Annotated in this window: 18 protein-coding genes; 10 read left to right on the top strand and 8 right to left on the bottom strand. The window is 71.6% G+C overall.

Features of this window, described 5'->3' with window-relative positions; all coding sequences use genetic code 11:
* Positions 1-2 precede the first annotated feature (2 nt).
* The 5 genes from GA0070613_RS23520 to GA0070613_RS23500 form a co-directional block, all read right to left on the bottom strand.
* Positions 3-1,298 carry an ABC transporter substrate-binding protein gene (locus GA0070613_RS23520; RefSeq protein WP_089014274.1) on the bottom strand — a complete coding sequence of 432 codons (1,296 nt, stop codon included), beginning with the start codon at positions 1,296-1,298 and terminating at the stop codon, positions 3-5.
* Positions 1,299-1,334: 36 nt separating this feature from the next.
* A complete protein-coding gene (locus GA0070613_RS23515) occupies positions 1,335-2,174 on the bottom strand; it encodes a carbohydrate ABC transporter permease (protein ID WP_089014273.1) in 840 nt (279 codons plus the stop codon).
* A gap of 1 nt (position 2,175) precedes the next feature.
* On the bottom strand, positions 2,176-3,111 hold the full coding sequence (locus tag GA0070613_RS23510; RefSeq protein ID WP_089014272.1) for a carbohydrate ABC transporter permease: 936 nt from the start codon (positions 3,109-3,111) through the stop codon (positions 2,176-2,178).
* Positions 3,108-4,187 carry a LacI family DNA-binding transcriptional regulator gene (locus tag GA0070613_RS23505; RefSeq protein ID WP_231929410.1) on the bottom strand — a complete coding sequence of 360 codons (1,080 nt, stop codon included), beginning with the start codon at positions 4,185-4,187 and terminating at the stop codon, positions 3,108-3,110. Before GA0070613_RS23505 ends, GA0070613_RS23510 begins: the two co-directional genes overlap by 4 nt.
* 101 nt (positions 4,188-4,288) lie before the next feature.
* The gene (locus tag GA0070613_RS23500; protein ID WP_269459008.1) at positions 4,289-5,125 is read right to left on the bottom strand and encodes a sigma-70 family RNA polymerase sigma factor; all 837 of its coding nucleotides are present in this window, start codon (positions 5,123-5,125) and stop codon (positions 4,289-4,291) included.
* Positions 5,126-5,199: 74 nt separating this feature from the next.
* Between GA0070613_RS23500 and GA0070613_RS23495 the strand changes: the two genes are divergently transcribed.
* On the top strand, positions 5,200-5,625 hold the full coding sequence (locus tag GA0070613_RS23495; RefSeq protein ID WP_089014270.1) for an SRPBCC family protein: 426 nt from the start codon (positions 5,200-5,202) through the stop codon (positions 5,623-5,625).
* Between the two features lie 7 nt (positions 5,626-5,632).
* Here the strand turns inward: GA0070613_RS23495 and GA0070613_RS23490 are convergent, their stop codons facing one another.
* Positions 5,633-5,836, bottom strand: coding sequence for a hypothetical protein (locus GA0070613_RS23490; RefSeq protein ID WP_157746472.1), 204 nt, complete (start codon positions 5,834-5,836; stop codon positions 5,633-5,635).
* 203 nt (positions 5,837-6,039) lie between these two features.
* Between GA0070613_RS23490 and GA0070613_RS23485 the strand changes: the two genes are divergently transcribed.
* The 6 genes from GA0070613_RS23485 (at position 6,040) to GA0070613_RS23460 (ending at position 12,686) form a co-directional block, all read left to right on the top strand.
* Entirely contained in the window at positions 6,040-7,173 is a 1,134-nt protein-coding gene (locus tag GA0070613_RS23485; RefSeq protein WP_089014268.1) for a peptidoglycan recognition protein family protein, read from the top strand.
* A 149-nt stretch (positions 7,174-7,322) separates the two neighbouring features.
* Positions 7,323-7,736: a VOC family protein gene (locus tag GA0070613_RS23480; RefSeq protein WP_089014267.1), complete on the top strand. Its 414-nt coding sequence runs from the start codon at positions 7,323-7,325 to the stop codon at positions 7,734-7,736.
* 114 nt (positions 7,737-7,850) lie between these two features.
* Positions 7,851-8,936 carry an endonuclease/exonuclease/phosphatase family protein gene (locus GA0070613_RS23475; RefSeq protein ID WP_089014266.1) on the top strand — a complete coding sequence of 362 codons (1,086 nt, stop codon included), beginning with the start codon at positions 7,851-7,853 and terminating at the stop codon, positions 8,934-8,936.
* Positions 8,937-9,109: 173 nt separating this feature from the next.
* Positions 9,110-9,856, top strand: coding sequence for an ABC transporter permease (locus GA0070613_RS23470; protein WP_089014265.1), 747 nt, complete (start codon positions 9,110-9,112; stop codon positions 9,854-9,856).
* 89 nt (positions 9,857-9,945) lie between these two features.
* Positions 9,946-12,096: an amylo-alpha-1,6-glucosidase gene (locus tag GA0070613_RS23465; protein WP_089014264.1), complete on the top strand. Its 2,151-nt coding sequence runs from the start codon at positions 9,946-9,948 to the stop codon at positions 12,094-12,096.
* Positions 12,097-12,179: 83 nt separating this feature from the next.
* The gene (locus tag GA0070613_RS23460) at positions 12,180-12,686 is read left to right on the top strand and encodes a DUF2231 domain-containing protein (protein ID WP_089014263.1); all 507 of its coding nucleotides are present in this window, start codon (positions 12,180-12,182) and stop codon (positions 12,684-12,686) included.
* A 21-nt stretch (positions 12,687-12,707) separates the two neighbouring features.
* Here GA0070613_RS23460 and GA0070613_RS23455 read toward each other — a convergent pair whose 3' ends face one another.
* A complete protein-coding gene (locus GA0070613_RS23455) occupies positions 12,708-13,646 on the bottom strand; it encodes a MerR family transcriptional regulator (protein WP_089014262.1) in 939 nt (312 codons plus the stop codon).
* Between the two features lie 104 nt (positions 13,647-13,750).
* Positions 13,751-13,852 carry an ester cyclase gene (locus tag GA0070613_RS33670; protein ID WP_231929409.1) on the bottom strand — a complete coding sequence of 34 codons (102 nt, stop codon included), beginning with the start codon at positions 13,850-13,852 and terminating at the stop codon, positions 13,751-13,753.
* A 273-nt stretch (positions 13,853-14,125) separates the two neighbouring features.
* On the opposite strand from GA0070613_RS33670, the gene GA0070613_RS23445 reads away from it, so the two are divergent.
* From GA0070613_RS23445 to GA0070613_RS23435, 3 genes are all read left to right on the top strand, one after another.
* Positions 14,126-15,205 carry an endonuclease/exonuclease/phosphatase family protein gene (locus GA0070613_RS23445; RefSeq protein ID WP_157746471.1) on the top strand — a complete coding sequence of 360 codons (1,080 nt, stop codon included), beginning with the start codon at positions 14,126-14,128 and terminating at the stop codon, positions 15,203-15,205.
* A gap of 78 nt (positions 15,206-15,283) precedes the next feature.
* Positions 15,284-16,471, top strand: a complete 1,188-nt coding sequence (gene dinB, locus GA0070613_RS23440; protein ID WP_089016142.1) for a DNA polymerase IV — start codon at positions 15,284-15,286, stop codon at positions 16,469-16,471.
* 37 nt (positions 16,472-16,508) lie between these two features.
* Positions 16,509-16,898 carry a VOC family protein gene (locus GA0070613_RS23435; protein ID WP_231929865.1) on the top strand — a complete coding sequence of 130 codons (390 nt, stop codon included), beginning with the start codon at positions 16,509-16,511 and terminating at the stop codon, positions 16,896-16,898.
* Positions 16,899-16,921: the final 23 nt, after the last annotated feature.

Below are 16,921 nucleotides of genomic sequence, written 5' to 3'. Positions count from 1 at the left end.
GGTTACCTCAGAACCTGCTTGCCACCGTCGACCAACTGCGTGCCGAGCTGGTCCAGGGTGATCTTGTTGGCGAAGTACTGCTGAAGGGCCGGGGTGGCGTACTTGGTCTTCCACTCCGGGTAGCCGTCGACCTTCTGGAACGGGGCGACGGTCAGGTCGGCGGCGCTGTCCGCGGCGACGTCCCAGCCCTGCTTGCCGCCGGTCAGCTTGACCAGCTCCTGGTTGGCCTGCTTGCCGGTCGGCACCAGCCAGTCACCCTTGGCGAGGGTGGCCATGTTGGTCGGGTTGAGGAACCACTCGAGGAACTGCGCGGCCTGCTTCTTGTGCTTGCTGTCCTCGGAGATGGACAGCGTCTGCGGGTTGGCGGCCTGCTTGGTGGACATGCCCTTGATCGGGGGCAGGGTCACCCAGTCGAAGCCGGCGGGGGCCTGCTCGACCATCTGCTGACGCAGCGACACCGAGCCGGGCAGCATCGCGTACTTGCCGCCGAAGAAGCCGGGCAGGGTGTCGGCGCCGCTCATGCCCAGCGCCTCCGGGGAGGCCGACTTGCTGGTGTAGAGCATGTCGTGGATCCGCTTCGGCACCTCCTTCTCCGCGTCGCCGACCTTCACCTCGGTCTTGCCGCCGTCGGTGTAGAAGAACTTGCCGTCGTAGTTCAGCGCCAGGTTCAGCACCCGGTTGGTGGGCGACTTCAGCGCCCAGGCCGCGCCGTACTGGCCGGGCTTGGTGAGCTTCTGCGCGTTGGCCTGGAACTCGTCCCAGGTCCAGCCGCCGTCGGCCGGCGGCACGGCGACGCCGGCGGCGTCGAGCAGCTTCTTGTTGGCGATGACGACCTGCGACTCCAGCAGGAACGGCACACCGGTGACCTTGCCGTCGAAGGTGGCGGTGTCCCAGACGCCCGGGTCGATCTGGCCCTTGAAGTCGTCGCTGAGCAGCTTCGAGACGTCGGCCAGGTAGCCCTGCTTGCTGAACTCGCCGATGGCGGCCGCCTCGTAGTGCACGATGTCGGCGGCGTCGCCGCCCTCGAACGAGGTGAGCAACTGGTCGTGGACGGAGTTCCAGTCGCCCTGGACGTACTCGACCTGGATGTCGGGGTGTTCGCTGTTCCACTTGGCGACCAGGTCCTTGTTGGCCTGCAGCGACTCCTTCTGCCAGGCAAGGCTGAGGAAGCGCAGCTTGACCGGGCCGGATGACGCCTCGTCGGAGCCGCCGCCGTCACCGCACGCGGTGAGGGCGCCGAGGCCGACGACCGCGACCGCGGTGGCCGCGGCGAGCCGACGGAATCTGCTACGGAGCATGGGGGTTTCCTCCTTGGTGGTGGGTGGGGGACGGTGTCAGCCCTTGACCGCGCCGGCGAGCGACCCGGACGAGAGCCGGCGTTGCATGAACGCGAAGAAGATCAGGCTGGGCAGGGTGGCCAGCAGGGATCCGGCGGCGAGGGGGCCGAGCCGGGCGGTGCCCTCGATGCCGACGAACCGGGCCAGGGTGACCGGCAGGGTGGCCAGCTCGGGGGTCTTGAGCAGGACGAGGGCGAAGAAGAACTCGTTCCACGCGGAGATGAAGGAGAACAGCGCGGTGGCGACGAGGCCCGGCGCGAGCAGCGGGAAGACCACCCGGCGCAGGATCTGCAGGCGGCTGGCGCCGTCGACGCTGGCCGCCTCCTCCAGCTCGCGCGGGATGTTGCGGACGAAGCCCTGCAGCATCCACAGCGCGAACGGCAGCGCCCAGACCACGTAGATCAGCACCAGCCCGGCGTGGCTGTTGGCCAGCCCGACCTCGCGCAGGATCAGGAAGATCGGAATGATCAGCAGCACGAACGGGAACAGCTGGGACAGCAGCACCCAGCCCAGCGCCGCGGTGCCGAGCTTCGTCTTGAACCGGGCCAGCGCGTACGAGGCGGGCAGCGCGATCAGCACGGTGAGCACCGCCGAGGCGAGCGAGACCTGGAGGCTGTTCAGCGCGGCCCGGCCGAGTTCCTGCTCGGTGAAGGCCTGCACGAAGTTCTGCACCGTCGGGTTGGTGGGGATCAGCGTGGGGTGCAGCTGGACCAGTTCCCGGGGCGGCTTGAAGGCGGTGGAGACCAGCCAGACCAGCGGGAACCCCAGGAAGATCAGGTAGCCGGTCAGGGCGACGTACTGCAGTGTCCGCCCGGTGCGGCTCGGCTTTCCGAACATGTCAGTTCGCCTCCCGGAGTCGGCGCCGCAGGTAGATCGCGAGCAGCGCGACGATGATCACGACCATGACGTTGCCGAGCGCGGCGGCGTAGCCGTAGTTGCCGTAGCGGAACGCCTCCTCGTAGGCGAAGAGCATCGGCAGCATCGTCTTGCCGCCCGGCCCGCCCGCGGTCAGCACGTAGACCAGGCCGAACGAGTTGAAGTTCCAGATGAAGTCCAGCGAGGTGATCGCGACGATCACCGGCGCGAGGGCGGGCAGCGTGACGTTGCGGAACCGGTGCCAGGTGCCGGCGCCGTCCACCGCGGCCGCCTCGTGCAGCTCGCGCGGCACGCCCTGCAACCCCGCCAGCAGTACGACGGTGGTCTGCGGCATGCCGGCCCAGACGCCCACGATGATCACGGCCGGCAGGGCGGTGCTGAAGTCGCCGAGCCAGTTGGTGCGCATTCCGTCCGCGCCGACCCGGTGGAAGAACTCGTTGAGCAGGCCGGCGTCCGGGTGGTAGACCAGCTTCCACAGGATGCCGACCACCACCGGGGGCATGGCCCAGGGCACCACGGCGAGCACCCGGGCCGCGCCCCGGAAGCGCAGCTGCTGGTTGAGCAGCAGGGCCAGCCCGAGGGCGAGCAGGAACTGCAGCACCGTCACGCCGACCGCCCAGAGCAGGCCGATCTTGAACGAGTTCCAGAACAGCTCGTCGCCGAGCAGCTCCCGGTAGTTGGCCAGCCCGGTGAAGCTCACCTCGACGTGGCGGCCGGCGCGGGCGTCGGTGAAGCCGAGGTAGATGCCGCGCAGCAGCGGAAACACCGACAGCACCACGATCGGCAGCAGCGACGGGAGCAGCAGCAGGTAGATGCCCATCCGGTCGGATCGGGACCGGGCCGGGCGCGGGCCGCTGCCGGTGCGGTCGACGTCCGGCCGTTCGGCCACGGTCGTCATGCGGTCACCTCCGGGGTACGCGGCGCGGGCAGGTTCGGGTCGGTCATGTCATCCGCGGCGCTGGAAGCGCGGACGGCGAGGCTCGGCGGGACCTGCTCGCGGCGCGGCGGCAGGCTCGGGTCGGCGATGCGTTGCAGCAGCAGCTCGGCGGCGCGGTGACCGCGCTCGGCGGAGCCGAGGGAGACGCTGGACAACTGCGGGAACATCATCCGGGCCAGCTCGGTGTCGTCCATGCCGACCACCGCCACGTCCCCGGGGACCCGGTGGCCGGCGGCGAGCAGGGCGTGCAGCGCCCCGACGGCGATCAGGTCGTTGGCGCAGACCAGCGCGTCGGGTCGGGCCCGGGCGAGCAGGCGCTCGGTGGCGGCACGGCCGGCGGCGTACCGGAAGTCGCCGACCTCGACCAGGCGCTCGTCGAGGTCGATGCGGTGCCCGGCGAGGGCGACCCGGAAGCCGGCGTCGCGGGCGGCGCCGGGAACGGTGTCGAGCGGGCCGTTGACGAAGCCGATCCGCCGGCGTCCGGCGGCGACCAGGTGGTCGACCGCCAACCCCACCCCGGCGCGCGAGTCGGTGCGGACGTTGTCGACCGGCGCGTCGGCGCCCAGCTGGCCGACCACCACCACCGGCACCGGGCTGTCGACCAGGGCCGCGAGGTGGTCGTCGGTGACCCGGATCGGCGAGACGATCATCCCGTCGACGTAGCGGTGGGCGAGCCGGCGCAACAGCGCGGTCTCGTTGGCGATCTGACCGCCGGTGGCGTGCACCAGCAGCTGCCGGCCGGAGGCGGCGACCACCGACTCGATGGCGCGCATCATCTCGACGTACACCGGGTTGCCGATGTCCTCGACGGCGAGCGCGATCAGGCCGGTGCGCTGCGACTGGAGCGAGCGGGCGATGGCGTTGGGCACGTACCCGACCTCGGCCGCGGCCGCCCGGACCTTGCGGATGGTCTCCGGGCTGCCGCCGACCCCGTTGAGCACCCGCGAGGCGGAGGCGATGGAGACGCCGGCGCGGGCGGCGACGGTGTGCACGGTGGGCCGGCCGTCGGCCGACTCCTGTAAACGTTTACGACCCACGCCCCGACACCTCCCGCTGATTGCTGTAAACGTTTCCGGGAGTCTGCGCCTGAGCCGACGGTCAGGTCAAGGGCTCGTTACGAAAACGTTTCCAACCACGCTCAACCGGCTTCGACGGCGAGTCGGCCCAGGCGCTGCGGCTCGGCGATCACCTCGATCGCCGTGATCTTGTCGTGGCTGATCTCGAAGGTCATCACCGTGACGAGACGTCCATGGGGTTTCACCAGGAGCGCCGGGGCGCCGTCGACGAGCCCGACCTGGGCATGCTCGGCCCGGTGCGAGAACAACAACGCCTGTCGGGCGACGGCACCGGCACCGCGCAGGCGTATCGGGCTCCCCGAGGGCGCCGCGAAGCCGTCTGCGCTGACGCTGACCTCAGGGTGGAGCAGGTTGAGCAGCGCCGCGAAGTCGCCGTCGCGCGAGGCGACGAGGAACGCATCGACGGCCTTCCGCTGCCGGGCTGGATCGCTGTCGGGTATCTCGGCGGCCCGCACCCGGTGACGTGCGCGACTGGCGAGCATCTTCGTCGCGTCGGTCGAGCGTCCGACGATCGGTGCGATCTCGCGGTAGGGCACGGCGAAAATGTCGTGCAGGACGAACGCCAAGCGTTCCGCGGGCGTCAACGTGTCCAGCACGACCAGCAGGGCGAGCCCGACCGAGTCGGCCAGCACCGCCTCCTGCTCCGGGTCCGGGCCGTCGACGGGGCACGGTGCGGCGTGGGAAACCTCCCGACGTGCCGTACGCGACCGCAGCATGTCCAGGCACACGCGCGCCACCACGGTGGTGAGCCAGGCGCCGGCATTCTGGACTTCGCTGGTGTCCGCCCGGGCCGTCCGCACCCACGCCTCCTGGACCGCGTCGTCGGCTTCGCTTCGCGAGCCGAGCATGCGGTAGGCCACCGCCTGCAGGTGACCTCGGTGCGCCTCGAATTCGTCCACCGTTACCCTTCCGCCGCGCTCTTCGTCCTACCACTGACGGTTGCGAGCAGGAACAGGTAACAGGGAGGGGCGCCATGGCACCGCTGGTTTCCACGATCGAGATCGCACGTCCGCCGGAGGAGGTCTTCGCCTACGCCACCGATCCGTCGCGTTTCGCCGAGTGGCAGCACGATGTGGTGCGGGTGCACCTTCTCGACGGCTCACGGTTCACCACCACCCGGAGGATCAGGGGTGCCGAGCGCACGATGAGCCAGCAGATCAACCGGAACGATCCGCCGCACAGCTGGGCCGCCCGGGGCATCGACGGGCCCATCCGTCCGCACGCCACTGTCACTGTGGAGCCGATCGAGGACGGCACCCGGTCCCGAGTGACGTTCACGCTCGACTTCGAGGGCCACGGGATCGGTGTGCCGCTGGTGCCGCTGGTGCGCCGGCAGGCGCGGCAGGAGGCACCGACCAGCTACCAGAACCTCAAGAGACTCCTCGAGAACAGCCGCTAGCCCGGGTTCACCGGGTCGCTGGCTGCCACTGGTAGGACCAGGGCGGCCCGGAGCCGGTGACCGCCAAGCGCACGTACAGGCCGTCGCCCACGGCGTCGATGTCGCCCGGAGGCAACTCGGCCGGCGGTTCGCCGTGCTCGTCCAGTTCGACGGTGGCGGTCCGTCCGTCGGCCGGTCCGCCCACGATCGGCACATCAGCTACGTCTCGCATACGTGCAGCATCGCGGTCCGGCAACGGCCTGCACCCGGAACACCGAAGTTCGGTCCCTTCGGCTCGCGACGGGCGGACAGGGATTGATTCCTGCCACTCACCCCCTAGCGCCTTGCGTATCGATGGCAATATCCTCCGTCTCACACGCGGCATCTGAAGTTCCTTTTCATGCTGATCCTCGCCCGGCCGCGAAGGAGACGACAGTGCACTTCAACCATCCCGAGCTGGACCGCCGTACGCTGCTGCGAGCCGGACTCGGCGCCGCCGCGGTCGCGGTCGTCGGAAGCGAACTCGCCTTCCCGGCCGCGGCGCATGCCGCACCGGGGGCGGACCTCGACTGGATCATCAGCTGCGACGAGTGGGGGGCCCGCCCGCCGGCGGACCCGCTGTCGATCAGCGCGATCGCCACCAACAAGATCATCGTGCACCACATGGCGTTCCCGAACAGCACCGACTACTCGGAGGAACACGCCAAGCAGCTCGCCCGCGACTGCCAGGACCTGCACCTGGACGTCAACCACTGGTCGGACACCGGGCAGCACTTCACGGTCAGCCGCGGCGGTCACGTTCTCGAGGGCCGGCACGGCAGCCTGGAGCGGCTGCAGGCCGGCGACCGGCAGATGATCTCGGCGCACTGCCCGGGCGAGAACGGCCGGGCCATCGGCATCGAGAACGAGGGCACCTACGTCACCGAGACCCCGCCGCAGGAGCTGCTCGATTCGCTGGTCAAGCTCTGCACCACCGTCTGCGAGCAGTACGGCCTGCACGCCCACGACATCTTCGGCCACTGGGACTTCCGGGCCACCCAGTGCCCGGGCGCCATGTTCTACCGCGAGTTCCCCACCCTGCGCCGGCGTGTCTTCGCCAAGCTCGGCACCGACCTGGCCGACGTGCCGGCCCGCCGCTGGCCGGACATCTGGCGCTTCGTCGGCGGCCCGGTCGTCCGCGTCGCGCAGTACCTGCTCGCCTTCCGCGGCTACCCCGTCCCGGTCAACGGCGTCTTCGACGCTGCCACCGTGGTGGCCGTGCAGGACTGGCAGTACCAGAACAACATCCCGGTCGACGTCGACGCCACGCTCACCGCGCCGACCTGGGAGACCCTCGCGCCGGAGCTGGACAAGGACGCCACCGGCATCCCGGTCAGCGCGGTGCAGTTCATGCTCAACTCCAAGGGCTACGCCGACGTCGCGATCACCGGCGAGTTCGACCACGTGACCAAGAAGGCCCTCAAGGACCTCCAGGAGCTGCACGGCCTGGACGCGAACGGCAAGGTCAGCACCACCACCTGGTGTGCCCTGGTGGGTGGTGTGGTGCGTCAGTCGTTCCAGCAGAACTGACGACGCGCCGCGGAGAAGCGGTGGGGGTGGCAACGGCGCCACCCCCACCGCGCGCTCGTACGGCGCGCGACTCACCCGTCGCGCGTCGTTGTCCATGTCGTACGTGGCTGCGACGATGGCCCTCGTCAAAGACGACGAAGGAGGGCCTCATGGCGTCTCGACTCAACCCGTACCTCAGCTTCCGCGACAACGCGCGGCAGGCGATGGAGTTCTACCAGAACGTGTTCGGCGGCAACCTGACGCTGAACACGTTCGGCGAGTTCGGCAACCCGGATCCGACCGTGGCCGACAAGGTCATGCACGCCATGTTGGAGACCGACCGCGGCTTCACGCTGATGGCCTCCGACACCCCGCCGGAGATGGAATACCAGCCGGGCAACAACATCGCGATCAGCCTCAGCGGGGACGACGCCGACGAGCTGCGTGGGTACTGGAAGCAGCTCTCGGAGAGTGGCACCGTCTCAATGCCGCTCGAGAAGCAGATGTGGGGCGACGAGTTCGGCATGTGCGCGGACCGGTTCGGCATCGACTGGATGGTCAACATCGCCGGGACCCAGGCCTGACCCGCCCCGCCCAGGGGAGGGCACCCGAACGGCGGTGTCCACGATGGTCCTGCCGGCGTTAGCGTACGCAGCATTCGCACCGACGCGGACACCCGGCCGGAGAGGACCAGATTCATGGACGGCAGCATCCCCTCGCACCGTCGACGCCTGACCCGGCTGGTCGCCGCGGCCGCCATCGTGGCGGCCAGCCTGGGGCTGGTCGCCCCGCCGGCGTACGCGGAGGCCGGGCCCAAGGTCGCTGTGATGACCCGCAACCTCTACCTGGGCGGGGACCTCACGCCGTCGATCGCCGCACCGACCCTGCCGGCGTTCCTGGCTGCCAACGCGGCCCTGCTGGGCCATGTGGACCTGGTCGACTTCCCCGCCCGGGCGGCGCTGATCGCCGAGGAGATCCGCGAGCGCAAGCCCGATCTGGTCGGTCTGCAGGAGGTGGCGCTCTGGCGTACCGGGCCGCTCGGCGACCCGGCCCCGGCCACCACGGTCCGGTATGACTACCTGGCGCTGCTGGTGACCGAGCTGAACGCGTCCGGTCACCGGTACGACGTGGCCGTGGTGCGCGACGAGGCGGATCTGGAGGCCCCGGCCGGCACGCCGTACCAGCTCGACGTCCGGCTCACCATGCGGGACGTGGTGCTGGTACGGCACGGCGGCCGGGTGAAGGTGGCCGCCACCTCGTCGGGCAACTACGTCAACAACCTGGTCTTTCCGCTCGCCGCGACCGGTGGCACCGCCACCAGCACGCGCGGCTGGACGGCGGTGGACGCGGTAGTGGGCGGCCGGGCGTTCCGGTTCGTCAACACCCACCTGGAGGCGTTCCACCCCGGCGTACGGCTGCTGCAGGCACAGGAACTGCTGCGCGGGCCGCTACAGGTGCCCGGGCGGCTGATCCTGGTCGGTGATCTCAACAGCGGGCCCGAGCTGCCCGACCCGAACAACCGGCTCGCCTACTTCGCACTGGTGGCCGGTGGGATGGTCGACACCTGGCCGATCCTGCACCCCGGCGACCCGGGCTACACCGCGGGGCTGGGCGACGACCTGACCGAGCCGGCCGACGACGTCGAGCACCGGATCGACATGGTCATGGTCCGCGGCACGGTGGTGCCGGTGGCCAGCGAGGTGTTCGGGACGCAGCGGCGGACCCCCGGCGGCCGGTGGGCGTCGGACCATCTGGGTCACCAGGCGGTGCTGGCGCTTCCGTGACCGGCCCGAAACCTCGACATCCGCACGTGGTGAACGACTGCTGTTCCGGGCGGCCGGACCCGGCGGTCATCGCCGAGAGGGATCGGGCGCGCCGGGGGGTGGCACGCATACGATCATCAGGTGGCCGGCGCCGATGACATCATCCGCGACGAGCGGTCGCGCCCGGCGGGGCGATGAGCGGCGGCACGGTGCCGATCGGACCGGCGCTGGTCGCCGCCCTGCTCGGGCTCACCCTCGCCGGTGCCGCGGTGCTCCGGCTGAGCGGCCTGGGCCGGGCCCGCGCGATTCTGGGGGCGGCCGCCCGGGCCACCGTCCAGCTCGGCGTCGTCTCGCTGGTCATCGTCGCCGTGCTGCGCCAGTGGTGGAGCACGGGCGCGTTCATCCTCCTCATGTACGCGGTCGCCAGCGTCACCGCGCGCCGGCGGATCGGGGCCGGCTGCCCGGCTTGGATCGCCCCGCTGGCCATCGCGGCCGGGGTGCTGCCGAGTCTCGGCGTACTGCTGGCCAGCCGGGCGCTGCCCGCGACGCCGCTTGTGCTGCTGCCGACCGCGGGCATCCTGATCGGCGGGGCGATGACCGCGACGAGCCTGGCCGCCCGGCGCGCCCTCGACGAGCTGCGCACCCGGCACGGCGAGTACGAGGCGGGACTGGCCCTGGGGCTGCTCCCCCGCGACGCCGCGCTGGAGATCTGCCGGCCGGCCGCCGGGCAGGCGCTGATCCCGGCGCTGGACCAGACCCGCACGGTCGGGCTGGTGACGTTGCCGGGGGCGTTCGTCGGGGTGCTGCTCGGCGGGGCGGGACCGGTCCAGGCCGGGGCGACCCAGCTGCTGATCCTGCTGACCCTGCTGGCGGTGGAGGCCGTGGCGATCGCGCTCGCCGTCGAGCTGCTCGTCCGCGCCCGGGCCCGCGCCGAGCCCTGACGGACGCCGCCCACGACCCGGGCGGCCGGGTGTACCGGCGCGGCAAAGGGGTACCGGCGCGGGGTGACCGGGCAAGGGCCGCGTGCGCGATGACCAGGGTCCGTAACCTGCGGGTACGGCCCGACCTGCTGTACGTGGCGAGCGGGTGGAGCACCCTGGTCACCGACGTGCGGGGCCGGATCACCGGCACCGACCCGCAGGGCTTCTTCGCCCGCAACACCCGGGTGCTCAGCGTCGAGCGGATCACCGTCGACGGCCGCGAGCCGGTCGCGTTCAGCACGGCGAACGTGCAGGGACACGCCCAGCTCTCGTACGCCGAGCTGGGTGACGGTGAGGCGCTGCCGTCGCGGGCGGCGTACCTGCTGACGGAACGGTTCGTGGGCGACGGGCTGCGCACCCGGATCACCGTGGTCAGTTACGCCGGGCAGCCGCTGCGGCTGGCGGTGGAGCTCCACCTCGGCGCCGACTTCGCGGACACCGGCGAGGCGGAGCAGGGCCGCCGGGTGCAGGTCGGCGGCGTCGGCGCGAGCTGGGACGCCGCGGCCGGGGAGCTGCGGCTGAGCTACCTGCGCGACGACATCGACCGCGCGGTCGCCGTCCGGGTACGCGCCGACGGCGTCCCCGTCCGGTACGCCGACGGCGCTTTCGCCCTCGAGGTGGCGGTTCCGCCGCGCGGCAGCGTACGGGTGGATGTGGTCGTGGAGCCGGTCTTCGACGGTGAGCGGCTGGTCGCGCCGCCGGCGACGTTCACCGAGCCCGACGACGCCGCCGGGTCGGCGCGCGCCCGGCTGGCCGGCGAGCTGACCCGGCTGAGCAGCAGCAACTTCGACGTCACGGCCGCCTGGCGGTGTGCGGTCGACGACCTGTCGGTGCTGCCGCTCGGGGAGCCGGCCGGCCCGACGGCGCCGATCGCGGGGCTGCCGATCTACCAGGAGATCTTCGGGCGGGACACGATGACCGCCTCCTGGCAGGCGCTGCTGGCCGGGCCGACGATGCTGGCAGACAGCCTCCGGCTCAACGCCCGCCACCTCGGGCGGCGGATCGACGAATGGCGTGACGAGGAGCCCGGCAAGCCGCTGCACGAGGCCCGCCGGGGACCGGTCTCCGTGCTGGGGCTGGACCCGTTCACCGGCTACTACGGCGACTGGTCGACGGCACCGGACTTCCTGGTCTTCCTCGGGCAGTACCTCGCCTGGACCGGCGACCTGGACACGGTACGGGAGCTGCTGCCGACGGCGCGGCGCGCCCTGGGCTGGATCGAGCGGTACGGCGACATCGACGGCGACGGCTTCCTCGAGTACCACTGCCGCTCCCGGGCGGGGCTGAAGAACCAGGGATGGAAGGACTCGGACACCGCCGTCGTGGACGAGCGCGGACGGGTGGTGCCCAACCCGATCGCGACCAGCGAGCTGCAGGCCTACTGGTACGCCGCGCTGCGGCACGCCGCCGTGGTGTTCAGCGCGGCCGGCCACCCGGCTCAAGGGGCCGCCCTGCTGGCCCGGGCCCACCGGCTGCGCCGCCGCTTCCACCGCGCGTACTGGCTGCCCGAGTGGGGCTGCTACGCGATGGCGCTGGGGCCGGACAAGCGGCCGGTACGCTCGGTCAACTCCAACGACGGGCACCTGCTCACCACCGGCATCGTGCCGGCGCGGGTCGCCCTGCTGGTCGCCGGTCGGCTGTTCGCGCCGGACATGTTCAGCGGCTGGGGCGTGCGGACGATGTCTGCCGCGCACCCGGCGTACAACCCGTTCAGCTACCACCGGGGCAGCGTCTGGCCGGTGGAGGCGGGCACGATCGGCCTCGGGCTGGCCCGGTACGGCTGCTGGTCGCACCTGCACCGGCTGGCCGAGGGGATGTTCGCCGCGGCGGCGCTGTTCGAGGAGCACCGCCTACCCGAGGTGCTCAGCGGCCTGCCCCGCGACGCCGCCCACCCGCACCCCGGCGTGTACCCGAACTCGTGTTCCCCGCAGGCCTGGTCGGCCAGTTCGATCATCGCGCTGGTGCAGGCGCTGCTGGCGCTGCGCCCGGCCGCGCCGCTGCGGACGATCTTCGTGGATCCGCACCTGCCCGAGTGGCTGCCCGACCTCAGGTTGGAGGGCGTGCAGGTCGGTGGGGCCACCGTCGACCTGACGGTGCGGCGCCGCCGCGGCGGGCGGACGTCGATCAGCGCGCGCGGGGATCGGCTGGCGGTGGTCCGCCGCCCCACGCTGCAGGCGGTCTCCACCCGCCGCCGGCGGTGACCGGCCCGGCGTCATCACCCGGAGGTGTAGTGCAGCCGGGACGGGGAATCCCGCGGCGCCTGGGGGGAGACGGGAGTGCTGCCATGGAAAGTCGCGCGAAGGCCATGGGCCACGGGATCCATCCCATCCTGATCGTGTTTCCGCTGGGCCTGCTCGCCACCTCGGTGATCTTCGACATCCTCTACCTGATCACCGATCGGACGGGTTTCCAGATCTCGGCCGCGTACACGATCGGCGCCGGCATCATCGGCGGCCTGGTCGCCGCGGTGTTCGGCCTGATCGACTGGCGGGCCATTCCCGCCGGTACGCGCGCCAAGCGGGTCGGCGCGGCGCACGGTCTCGGCAACGTCGTGGTCCTGGTGCTGTTCGCGGTGAGCTGGCTGCTGCGGCGGTCCGAGGAGAACTGGGACCCTAACGCTCTCGCGCTGATCTGCAGCTTCGCGGGCATCGTCCTGGCCGGAGTCACCGGCTGGCTCGGCGGTGAACTGGTCGAGCGGCTCGGGGTCAGCGTGAGCGACGAGGCGGGCGTCAACGCGCCGAGTTCGCTGTCGCGCCGGTCCGCGGGCCGGCCCCGCGCCCGCGGGGTCTGATCGGGTCACGCGGGTTGGCCGCTACGCCGGGATGCGGGCGCGCAGGGCCGGGATGAACCAGTCGAGCGCAGGCGCCAGGCTGTCCGGGGCAGTCCAGCCGTTGATGATTGAGAGCAGCTGAAGGTACCGCTCCCGGCGCGGGTCGTTCGCGGTCTCCAGCAGCATCAACAGCCGGCGGCGCAGGTCGACGTCGTCGGGACGACCGGAGATGTGCGCGTATCGCGCCGTGATCGCCCCGACGACCGGATCGGCCTCCGGCGAGGCCGGGTCGATGCCGGCCGCCAGGGCTGGGCCGACCCGATCACGGACCACCGCCGCGGCGTCGGGGCGCACGACCGTGTCGGCACGCCGGGCACGGTCGGCCGCGTGCTGCTCAGCCATGCGTCGCATGCTCGCGCGAAAATTCGGGTCCTGGGACAGTTCGGCCAGCTCCACCCACGCCTCGACCTGCTCGGCCTCGGGATTGTCGGGCAGCTCGGGAGTCATCGAGCGCATGATCCCCACGAATCCCGCATCGCCGTCCAGGCCGCCGAAGACGGCATCGAGGAAATCGCCGATCAGGCGTCGGCGTTCATCCTCGGAGAGCTTGGCCAGCTTGTGCATGAGTTCCATCTCCTCGGGGGTCGACCCGCGCCTGGCCACCGCCGTCAGCACCGCGCGCCGGAGCCGCAGCGTGCGGATCTGCACCGCCAGTGCCTCGGCATGCGCTGCGGCGACGTCGGGGAGCGAGCTCTCCCGGTCCAGGACCTTCCGGATGGTGGTCAGGTCGAGTCCCAGGTCACGCAGTGTCCGCACGAGGTCCAAGCGGGCGACGGCTTCGATGCCGTAGCGGCGGTAGCCGGCCGGGCTGCGGCCGGTCGGCGGCACGATCCCACGGTCGGAGTAGAACCGGATGGCCTTGACCGTCAGCCCGGTCCGCCGGGCCAGCTCACCGATCGAGTAGAGCGCGTCGCCGTCCATGCCCCTACCCTCGCGCCTCCCCCTACTGGAGACTCAAGCCGGTCGGGTCGGCGTGACCGCGTGGCCCTGAACCCCGCGGTGTGGGACCGCCCGTCGGAGCTTGATCAGCCCAGCCCGATCTGCTTCATGAAGGTGGTCAGGTCGTAGAAGAGGTTCTCCTCGAGGATCTTTCCGTCGACCCAGCGGGCGACCGTGCAGAAGTCCACGTCGAAGGGCTTGCCGGTGGGCCGGGCCAGCGGACCACCACGTCGTCGTGGTGGCGGCTGTTGAACGTCTCGATGTCCTTGGCGATCCAGGCATCGTCGAGCGTCTGCATGAGTTCCGCTTTCGCGTCTTGTGGTGGTGTTTACTGCCGGCGGCCCTTCCTCCCGCACACCGACCGGTACGGCCCGAACGGCGGTATCCACGATAGTCATCGTGGCGTTACCGTACGCAGGCTTGCCATCGACGCGGAGGATCCGAGGGAGAGGACGGGGCGCATGGACGGCAGAGCACGCTCCTACCGGCTGACCCGACTGGTCGCTGCCGCCGCCCTCGTGGCGGCCAGCCTGGGACTTCTCGCACCGCCGGCGCACGCCGAGGCCGGTCCCAAGGTCACGGTCATGACCCGCAACCTCTACCTGGGCGGCGACCTCACCCCGTCGATGACCGCGACGACGCTGCCGGCGTTCCTGGCCGCGAACGCGGCCCTGCTCAGCCACGTCGACCTGGTGAACTTCCCCGCCCGGGCGAAGCTGATCGCCGACGAGATCCGGGATCGCAAGCCCGACCTGGTCGGCCTGCAGGAGGTGGCGCTCTGGCGCACCGGGCCGATCGGCGATCCGGCACCGGCCACCACGGTCCGCTACGACTACCTGGCGCTGCTGATGTCCGAACTGGCCGTCTCCGGCCACCCGTACGACGTGGCGGTGGTGCAGAACGAGGCGGACCTGGAGGCCCCGGCGGGCGCGCCGCACGACGTGGACGCCCGGCTCACCATGCGCGACGTGATCCTGGTGCGGCACGGCGGCCGGGTGGAGGTGACCGACACGTCGTCGGGGAACTTCATGCACAACCTGGTCACCCCGCTCCCGGCGGTCGGTGGCAGCGCCACCAGCACCCGTGGCTGGACGGCGGTGGACGTGGTGCAGGGCAGCCGGACCTACCGGTTCGTGAACACCCACCTGGAGGCGTTCCACTCCGGTATCCGGGTGCTGCAGGCGCAGGAGCTGCTGCAGGGCCCGCTGCACGTGACCGGCCGGGTGATCCTGGTCGGGGATCTCAACACCGGGCCGGAACTGCCCGATCCGAACAACCGGCTCGCGTACTTCACGCTGGTCAGCGGCGGCATGGCCGACAGTTGGCCGATCCTGCACCCGGGCGACCCCGGGTACACCTCCGGGCTGGGCGACGACCTGAACGAGCCGGCCGGCGACGTCGAGCACCGCATCGACATGGTCATGTTCAAGGGCGCGGTGGTCCCGGTGAGCAGCGAGGTCTTCGGCAACGAGCGGCAGACCCCCGACGGCCGGTGGGCGTCGGACCACCTGGGGCACGCCGCCGTGCTCGCGCTGCCGTGACCGGTCACCGATGCCACTGGCGTCGGGATATCGGCAGGTCACAGCGCTGACGTCGGAAGCTCATGCGAACATGTGTTCGTGTCGGGCGACGCCACCATCCTGCACGCCGACCTGGACGCGTTCTACGCGTCGGTCGAGCAGCGGGACGACCCTCGGCTGCGCGGCCGGCCGGTGATCGTCGGCGGTGGCGTGGTGCTGGCGGCCAGCTACGAGGCGAAGGCGCGGGGCGTACGCAGCGCGATGGGTGGGCGGCAGGCGCTGCGGCTCTGCCCGGAGGCGATCGTGGTGCCGCCGCGGATGGCCGCGTACACGGCGGCGAGCCGGGCGGTGTTCGAGATCTTCCGAGGGACCACTCCCCTGGTCGAGGGGCTCTCCATCGACGAGGCGTTCCTCGACGTGGGCGGGCTGCGCCGGCTGGTCGGCCCGCCGGCCGACATCGCCGCACGGCTGCGCCGCGACGTGCGCGAGGGGGTCGGCCTGCCGATCACCGTCGGGGTGGCCCGGACAAAGTTCCTGGCGAAGGTGGCCAGCGGAGTGGCGAAGCCGGACGGCCTGCTGGTCGTCGCGCCGGACCGGGAGTTGGAGTTCCTGCACCCGCTGCCCGTGGAGCGGCTCTGGGGCGTCGGTCCGGTCACCGCCGGCAAGCTGCGCGAGCGGCGCATCCTGACCGTCGGCCAGGTGGCCCGCCTCGGTGAGGCGACCCTGGTGTCGCTGCTCGGCGCGGGCGCCGGCCGGCACCTGCACGCCCTGGCCCACAACCGCGACCCCCGCCCGGTGCAGGTCGGTCGACGCCGGTCCTCGATGGGCGCCCAGCACGCGCTGAGCCGGGAGCCGCACTCCCCCGACGAACTCGACGCCGTCCTGGCCGGGCTGGTCGACCGGGTGACCCGACGGATGCGTTCCGCCGAGCGGACCGGCCGCACGGTCATGCTGCGGCTGCGGTTCGCCGACTACACCCGGGCGACCCGCTCGCACACCCTGGGCAAGGCGACCGCGCAGACCGGGCCGCTGCTGGCGGCGGCCCGGGCGCTGCTGCGTACGGCGCTGCCGGAGCTCGAGGCCCGGGGCGTCACGCTGATCGGGGTGTCCGTCGGCAACCTCGACGAAGGGCACGAGCAGCCGCCGCTGCCGTTCGACCGTGATCCGGGCGCCGACCTGGACGCCGCGGTGGACGCGGTCCGGGACCGGTTCGGCTCGGCGGCCCTCACCCGGGCGGTGCTGCTAGGCCGGGATCCCGGCCTGGAGATGCCCCGTCTGCCGGACTGACCGCCCCGACCGGGCGTTGTAGGGTCCACGCGTGTCGATGTTCCGCAGCCCCCAGGTCATCCTGTTCAGCGAGGACGTCACCCGGGCGGCGGCCTTCTACGCGAAGCTCGGGTTCACCGAGACCTTCCGGGTGCCCGCCGAGGGCGAGCCGATCCACGTCGACCTCACCCTCGAGGGCTACCGGATCGGCATCGCCTCCGTCGCCTCGACCCGCGACGACCACGGCCTGGACCCCGTCCCGTCCGGTCAGCGCGCGGCGGTCATCCTCTGGACCGACGACACCGCCGCCGCGTACGCGAAGGTGACCGCCGACGGCGCGCCCGCCCTCGCGGCGCCGCACATCTGGCTCGACCGGTTGCTGATCGCCTGGACCGCCGACCCGGACGGCAACCCGATCCAGCTCGTCCAACACCTCCCGGCCGGATAACCGGTCGTGGCACCGCCCGACGA

The sequence above is a fragment of the Micromonospora inositola genome (assembly GCF_900090285.1).
Classification (GTDB): domain Bacteria; phylum Actinomycetota; class Actinomycetes; order Mycobacteriales; family Micromonosporaceae; genus Micromonospora; species Micromonospora inositola.
The sequence above is the reverse complement of the archived record's forward strand: the minus strand, read 5'-3'. Positions and strand labels throughout refer to the sequence as shown.

Coding starts and splice junctions, on each gene's coding strand:
- GA0070613_RS23470 (WP_089014265.1), top strand. CDS start 9,110: ATGAGCGGCGGCACGGTGCCGATCGGACCGGCGCTGGTCGCCGCCCTG.
- GA0070613_RS23495 (WP_089014270.1), top strand. CDS start 5,200: ATGGCACCGCTGGTTTCCACGATCGAGATCGCACGTCCGCCGGAGGAG.
- GA0070613_RS23435 (WP_231929865.1), top strand. CDS start 16,509: ATGTTCCGCAGCCCCCAGGTCATCCTGTTCAGCGAGGACGTCACCCGG.
- GA0070613_RS23465 (WP_089014264.1), top strand. CDS start 9,946: ATGACCAGGGTCCGTAACCTGCGGGTACGGCCCGACCTGCTGTACGTG.
- GA0070613_RS23515 (WP_089014273.1), bottom strand. CDS start 2,174: ATGTTCGGAAAGCCGAGCCGCACCGGGCGGACACTGCAGTACGTCGCC.
- GA0070613_RS23475 (WP_089014266.1), top strand. CDS start 7,851: ATGGACGGCAGCATCCCCTCGCACCGTCGACGCCTGACCCGGCTGGTC.
- GA0070613_RS23455 (WP_089014262.1), bottom strand. CDS start 13,646: ATGGACGGCGACGCGCTCTACTCGATCGGTGAGCTGGCCCGGCGGACC.
- GA0070613_RS23480 (WP_089014267.1), top strand. CDS start 7,323: ATGGCGTCTCGACTCAACCCGTACCTCAGCTTCCGCGACAACGCGCGG.
- GA0070613_RS23510 (WP_089014272.1), bottom strand. CDS start 3,111: ATGACGACCGTGGCCGAACGGCCGGACGTCGACCGCACCGGCAGCGGC.
- GA0070613_RS23460 (WP_089014263.1), top strand. CDS start 12,180: ATGGAAAGTCGCGCGAAGGCCATGGGCCACGGGATCCATCCCATCCTG.
- GA0070613_RS23490 (WP_157746472.1), bottom strand. CDS start 5,836: ATGCGAGACGTAGCTGATGTGCCGATCGTGGGCGGACCGGCCGACGGA.
- GA0070613_RS23445 (WP_157746471.1), top strand. CDS start 14,126: ATGGACGGCAGAGCACGCTCCTACCGGCTGACCCGACTGGTCGCTGCC.
- GA0070613_RS23520 (WP_089014274.1), bottom strand. CDS start 1,298: ATGCTCCGTAGCAGATTCCGTCGGCTCGCCGCGGCCACCGCGGTCGCG.